We start from the raw sequence: 6,489 nt of genomic DNA on the forward strand, positions 1-6,489 counted from the left end.
CAGCTCGAAAGCTGACTATTTTTTTGATTAGCTAATCTATTTTTATTTTATCTTTTAATTAAAGGTTTGAGATTTCGCCTTGGTAGATAGCACCACGACGAGCATCAACAGTAATAGTTGAACCATCAGAAATCTTTTCAGTAGCGTTAGTTGCACCAACAACAACTGGGATACCTAATGATAAACCGATAACTGCTGCGTGTGAAGTCAAACCTGAAGCTTCAACAACTAAACCTGAAGCCTTCTTGATAGCTGGGTTGTAGTCTGGGTTAGTAGTCTTAGCAACTAAGATGTCGCCTTCCTTAACCTTGCTGTTAGCTTCTTCAGCTGAGTTTGCTACAACAGTCTTGCCGATAACTGAACCGTTACCAACACCTAAACCTTGAACAAGCTTGTTACCGATGATTTGTAACTTCATCAAGTTAGTTGTACCTGAGTCACCAACTGGAACACCAGCAACGATGATTACAAGGTCGCCATCCTTAACAAAGCCCTTTTCCTTAGCTACCTTAGCAGCTACTTCAAACATATCATCAGTTGACTTAGGCTTTTCAGTCAATAATGGTTGTACACCCCAAACGATACCCAATGAGTGTTGGATCTTTTCATCGAAAGTCAAAGCAATGATGTCTGCGTTTGGACGGTACTTAGAAATCATACGTGCAGTGTAACCTGAGTTAGTTGCAGTAATGATAGTCTTAACACCTAATTCTTGAGCAGTACGTACAACTGATTCACCGATAGCTTCAGTTACATTTGAACCCTTGTAAGCTTCGAATCTTTGAAGTGCTAAAGTGTTACGCTTAAGCATTTGCTTTTCAGTACGTTCGTCAATTTCAGCCATTGCCTTAACAGCCTTAACTGGGTAAAGACCGTTTGCTGATTCACCTGAAAGCATAGTTGCGTCAGTACCATCAAGAACAGCGTTAGCAACGTCAGAAACTTCGGCACGAGTTGGACGTGGGTTTTCTTGCATTGAGTCAAGCATTTGAGTAGCAGTAATAACTGGCTTACCAAGTGCGTTAGCCTTGCGGATTAAGCTCTTTTGTACAAATGGAACTTCCATGAATGGAATTTCAACACCCATGTCACCACGAGCAACCATCAAACCATCTGAAACTTGTAAGATTTCGTCAGCGTTGTCAATACCTTCTTGTGATTCAATCTTAGGGAAGATCTTAACGTAATCTGCACCAGCTTCTTCACAAAGCTTACGGATGTCTAAGATGTCTTGAGCCTTACGTGCAAATGAAGCAGTAATGAAGTTAATACCGTATTGTAAACCGAACTTAATGTCGTCAGTATCCTTTTCAGTGATACCTGGAAGGCGAATTTCAACACCAGGAGCGTTAACACCCTTCTTTGAGCCGATAACACCAGTGTTTTGAGCTTCACAGACTAATTCTCTCTTTGAGTCGTCCTTTTCCTTGATCAAAAGGTCAACCAAACCATCATCGATTAATACGTGACCACCAACGTGAGTATCATCGTACAAACCTTCGTAGGTAACGTGGATCATGTCCTTGTTACCCTTCTTAGTGTCGTCCATTGATACACGGATCATGTCACCGGTATTAATAGTAAACTTACCACCTTCTTGTTCAGTGGTTCTGATTTCAGCACCCTTAGTGTCAAGGTCGATACCAAGAAGCAAACCAGTATCCTTTTCCACTTGACGAACCATCTTCATACGAGCAAGGTGTTCTGGGTGGTCACCGTGTGAGAAGTTGAAACGGAATACGTTTGCACCAGCTTTAGCTAAAGCAGTAATAGTTTCAATATCGTTTGAAGCTGGTCCTAAAGTACTAACAATCTTAGTTTTCTTCATTATTAAAAAAATCCTCTCCAAAAATCAACTAAATTAATATTTAGTCATTTCTTCATTTACATCCAACAACGCATAATCGCCATGGTGCTTTCCGTCAAACAGATCAAGAATGTCGTGGGTACCAAGTTGACCATTCTCCATGCCGACAGCTAAACCGCCCTTCCCATCGAGAAGCAACTTAACAGCATAGTTACCCATCTTAGTAGCATTTACTCTATCTGTGACAGTTGGTGAGCCACCACGTTGCATATGCGCAAGGACATTAGCACGAGCATCAAAATCGCCGTATTTAAGTAATTCATCCTTAAACTTATCAGCGGTCATGACACCTTCTGCTAAAACAATGATACCATGATCTTTGCCATCTGCAAAACCACGAGTGATAGTTTCTGCAATTTCTTTTACGTCGTATGGACGTTCAGGAATAACAATTGCATCTGCACCACTAGCTACACCAACACGCATAGCGATGTCACCACATTCACGTCCCATTACGTTAACAACGAAGACGCGGTGGTGACTACTTGCTGTGTCGCGAATCTTATCGATTGCGTCCATAGCAGTACGACAAGCAGAATCAAAGCCAATCGTGTAGTCAGTATAAGGAATATCATTATCGATAGTTCCTGGTAAACCAACTGAGTTTACGCCGTGGCGAGTCAAGGCTAAAGCACCATGGTATGATCCATCACCGCCAATAACGATAACAGCATCAATACCATGCTTCTTTAATTGCTCAACACCCTTTTGTTGCACTTCTTCTTGTGCAAATTCAGGGAAGCGAGCACTGTACAAGAATGTACCGCCTTCACTTATCTTGTGGTCAACATTTTCCGTAGTAAGCGGAACAAAGTCACCTGCAACCAAACCAGCGAAACCATAACGAATTCCAAAGACTTCAAGTCCATGATGGATAGCAGTCTTGGTGACAGCTCTAATTGCTGCATTCATACCAGGGGCGTCTCCACCACTAGTTAAAATACCAATCCGTTTCATGAATTCACCTCATCATGATTATTTTGTGTAATTTCTCACATCAAATAAATATTAACATTTTTTCACCCAAAAATCTCACAAAAATTGGGCTAAATTACGGTTTATTTTTATTTAAAAAATGTTAGCACTTACATGTATGGCAAGAAATAAATTCCTCTTGTCTAAAATTATTCTTTAAAATTTACTTTTCGCAAATTGGTAAGTAAATATTGCTTTTTATTTTGATCAAAACGGTCTCCTTGTACACGTAATCCCAATAAATAAATATCTCCTACCTTTAACTCTGTGCCAAATTTTTCATAAATGCGGGGGAAAATCACAACCTCTTGCTCTCCAGAAGTATCAGCAAAGCTAGCAAAAGCCATATTCTTACCGTTTTTAGTTCTAATTTGTTTAAATCGGATCAATTTACCAACTCCAACTCCCGATTCATTTAATTGGAATTGATTGAGCGGCCTACTATTGAATTTTTGAGCAAATTTTTGAACAGCAATTAATGGTGACGTAGTTGTGGCAAAACCTAAAACTTTTTCTTCCATTTCAACTTTTTCTGCACTCGTTGGCTCTTCTGCTGGCTTAAGCGGAGCATCCCCCAATATCTCAGATAAAGAAATATTTTGGCCTGTCAATTGCACATTAGCAATTATTTCATCGCAATTAATCAGCAATTCGTTACGATTCTTTTCAAGCTGATCAAAGGCTCCGGCCATGATCAAAGCTTTAATAGCATCAACCTGCAAAAACTTAGGATCTATTCGGCGAAGAAAATCATTTAATGATTTATACGGCGTGGTGTTATCGGCAATCTCTTTAGCAAAATCAACCCGCAAGCCTTTAATAGCCTTTAACCCTACTAAAATCTTTTTGTCTTTCAAGGTATATTCAAGGCTGCTGTAATTAATGTCAGGGGGCAGAATTTTAATATTAGCTTCCTGTGCATGCATAATATAATCCTGAGCTTTAGCTCCAGCTGCTGAATTTAGCATTGCCGTATAAAACGCAGCAGGATAATGGACTTTTAAGTAAGCTAGCCAGTAAGCAATCTTAGTATAAGCAACAGCATGTGAACGATTAAAACCATAATTGGCAAATTGCTCTATATATTGATATACCCGTTCAGCTACGGCCTTGGTATGACCTTGTTTAATTGTTCCAGCAATAAACTTACCTTTTTCCTGTTCAATTACATCTTGCTTTTTCTTAGACATGGCCCGCCGCAAAATATCAGCCTCGCCTAAAGAAAAGCCAGCTAAAATTTGCGCTGTTTGCATTACCTGTTCTTGATAAACCAAGATGCCATATGTTGGCTGCAATATTTTTTTTAAACTAGGATCAGGATATCTAACTGCTTCTTGCCCATTTTTTCTTCTGACAAAGGCATCAATATTTTGCATAGGACCCGGACGATATAAGGCATTCACCGCTACTAAGTCTTCAAAATTATCGGGATGCAATTTGCGCAAAACCTGGCGAATTCCTCCAGATTCAAATTGAAAGACTGCATCCGTTTTTCCTTGTTGAAATAGCTGCAAAGTTTGCGCATCATTTAAAGGAATTTGATTAGGATCGATCTTTATTCCTTGCTGGCGAATCAAATTCAAAATATTGCCTAGCACAGTTAGATTACGCAACCCTAAGAAATCGATCTTAAGGAGACCCAAAGATTCAACGTATTTTTTAGTCTGTTGCGTAACCGGTATCCCTAACGGACCCGCTTGCAATCCTGAAATTCCTGCGATTGAATTATCGCTAATCACTAATCCTGCAGCATGAATAGAGTAATGGCGCGGCAATCCTTCTAGACCTAAAGCTGTTTTAAAGAGCAATTTGTTTTCGGGTGTAGCATCGACTAATAAACGCAACTCCCTTGACTGTTGATATGCATCTTTTAACGTAATCTTGCCCTTTGAATATGGAATCGCATCTGCCCATTTCTTAATTTCGACCATTGTTAAGCCAAATGCTCGGCCTACATCACGCAATGCTTGCTTTGCTGCTAGCGTACCAAATGTCAAAATCTGTGCCGCATGATCCATGCCATATTTTTGATACATATACTTAATTACAGTATCTCTTTGAACATCAGGAATATCCAAATCAATATCCGGCATTTCATGACGAGCTGGATTCAAAAAACGTTCAAACAGCAAGTTGTATTCAATTGGATCAACTTCGGTAATTCGTAATGAATAAGAAACTAACGAACCACATGCTGAGCCCCGTCCTGGTCCAGTCGTAATTTGAACACGATGACAATAATTAATCACGTCCCATACAATCAAAAAGTAGTCATCAAACCCCATTTGATTAATGACGCGCAGTTCATAATTCAACCGTTTTTGATATTCTGCTGGAATTTTATTTTGACCAAAGCGTTGCTGTAAGCCAGTTTGAGCCAAGTAATGCAAATATTCTTCTGAAGTTGCAAACCTTTTTTGGTGATATTTAGGCAAAACAGGCTTCTGAAAAACAACTTCTGCATTGCATTTTTCAGCAACTTGCCATGTATTATTCACTGCATCATCCAGATCAAATTCATGGTATCGCTGAAGCAATTGCTCTGCTTCAACTAAGTAATGTGATCCTTCTTGCTTAGCTAAAGGCAGCACATCCTGAATTTTATTTCCTGTAGCAATAGCACGCAAAGTTTTTTGTAAAAATTGATCATGTGGATTTAAGTATTCGCTATCTTCAGTTGCAAGTAAGGGTAAATCAAATTGCTTGCTTAAACTGCGCACATAATCAATATAATTCTGCATACTTTGATTAGCATACACGCCTAAATAAAGATCAGGCGTTAATTCTTTCAAATCTCGAATTAAATCACTACCTAATTGCTTATTTGTCTCAAATAAGTACAATAATTCGCTTTTAGTATTTGCAGGCACAACGAGCAATAAATCAGTCAAATACTTGCTTAAATCTTTTAGAGTTAAGACATTATTATTTTGTCCATTTTCAGTTAGTAGATTAATCGCACTCGATAAACGCAATAAGTTATGGTACCCCGCATTTGTTTTAGCAAACGCAAGCAAGTCATATTTCTGCGTACTATCAACTAAACCATTTAAACGCAGCTGCATCCCTAAAAGTGGCTTAATTCCCGCTTTTTTAGCCAATTCATAAAAATTAACCAAGCCATATGTTACGTTTACATCAGCTAATCCTACTGCCTGATAGCCTCGTTTCTTGGCCGTTTCGATTAAATCTGGAACTTTTGTAGGACTATCTAGCAAAGTAAACGAACTTAGGTTTTGAAGTGTTGCTACTTGCATAAAATAACCACCTTTCACTGCAGAAATTTATCAAATTAAGTATAACAAATTGCATTAATCTCGTTTGAAATTGCGCCTTATTTTTGATAAAATTCTATCCGAAAGAAGGAATCAATATGGGTCGATATCTAGTCACAATTGTATGGAGCATAATCTACATGTTTGTTGTAGGCTTTATTGCTGGTCCTTTAACTCAAAGTGCCTCATTCAACACTAACGATGTCAAAACTTGCTTGGTCGTTGGCCTTATCTTCGGCATTCTTTTCTCAGCAATTATTGCAACTATTACTGCTCATTCACACAAAGACAACAGTAAATACAGTAAGTTAAAATAATGGCTCTCTGTCAAATCGTGTTGATAGAAGTCAACTATAATTTAATAATTGGATT

Annotated in this window: 4 protein-coding genes; 1 reads left to right on the plus strand and 3 read right to left on the minus strand. The window is 38.7% G+C overall.

What is annotated here, in order from left to right; all coding sequences use genetic code 11:
• Positions 1-58: 58 nt before the first annotated feature.
• From pyk to FC37_RS00905, 3 genes are all read right to left on the minus strand, one after another.
• Positions 59-1,828 carry a pyruvate kinase gene (gene pyk, locus FC37_RS00895; protein WP_025005736.1) on the minus strand — a complete coding sequence of 590 codons (1,770 nt, stop codon included), beginning with the start codon at positions 1,826-1,828 and terminating at the stop codon, positions 59-61.
• A gap of 33 nt (positions 1,829-1,861) precedes the next feature.
• The gene (gene pfkA / locus FC37_RS00900) at positions 1,862-2,824 is read right to left on the minus strand and encodes a 6-phosphofructokinase (RefSeq protein ID WP_025005735.1); all 963 of its coding nucleotides are present in this window, start codon (positions 2,822-2,824) and stop codon (positions 1,862-1,864) included.
• Positions 2,825-2,991: 167 nt separating this feature from the next.
• Positions 2,992-6,099 carry a DNA polymerase III subunit alpha gene (locus FC37_RS00905; protein ID WP_056945443.1) on the minus strand — a complete coding sequence of 1,036 codons (3,108 nt, stop codon included), beginning with the start codon at positions 6,097-6,099 and terminating at the stop codon, positions 2,992-2,994.
• A gap of 116 nt (positions 6,100-6,215) precedes the next feature.
• Between FC37_RS00905 and FC37_RS00910 the strand changes: the two genes are divergently transcribed.
• Positions 6,216-6,434: a YjzD family protein gene (locus FC37_RS00910; RefSeq protein WP_025005734.1), complete on the plus strand. Its 219-nt coding sequence runs from the start codon at positions 6,216-6,218 to the stop codon at positions 6,432-6,434.
• The last annotated feature ends 55 nt before the right edge of the window (positions 6,435-6,489 follow it).

Source organism: Lactobacillus gallinarum DSM 10532 = JCM 2011 (assembly GCF_001434975.1).
GTDB classification, from domain to species: Bacteria; Bacillota; Bacilli; order Lactobacillales; family Lactobacillaceae; genus Lactobacillus; species Lactobacillus gallinarum.

Bases quoted from the DNA above. Each gene is read 5' to 3' on its own strand.
- pyk (WP_025005736.1), bottom strand. From the start codon at position 1,828: ATGAAGAAAACTAAGATTGTTAGTACTTTAGGACCAGCTTCAAACGAT.
- pfkA (WP_025005735.1), bottom strand. From the start codon at position 2,824: ATGAAACGGATTGGTATTTTAACTAGTGGTGGAGACGCCCCTGGTATG.
- FC37_RS00905 (WP_056945443.1), bottom strand. From the start codon at position 6,099: ATGCAAGTAGCAACACTTCAAAACCTAAGTTCGTTTACTTTGCTAGAT.
- FC37_RS00910 (WP_025005734.1), top strand. From the start codon at position 6,216: ATGGGTCGATATCTAGTCACAATTGTATGGAGCATAATCTACATGTTT.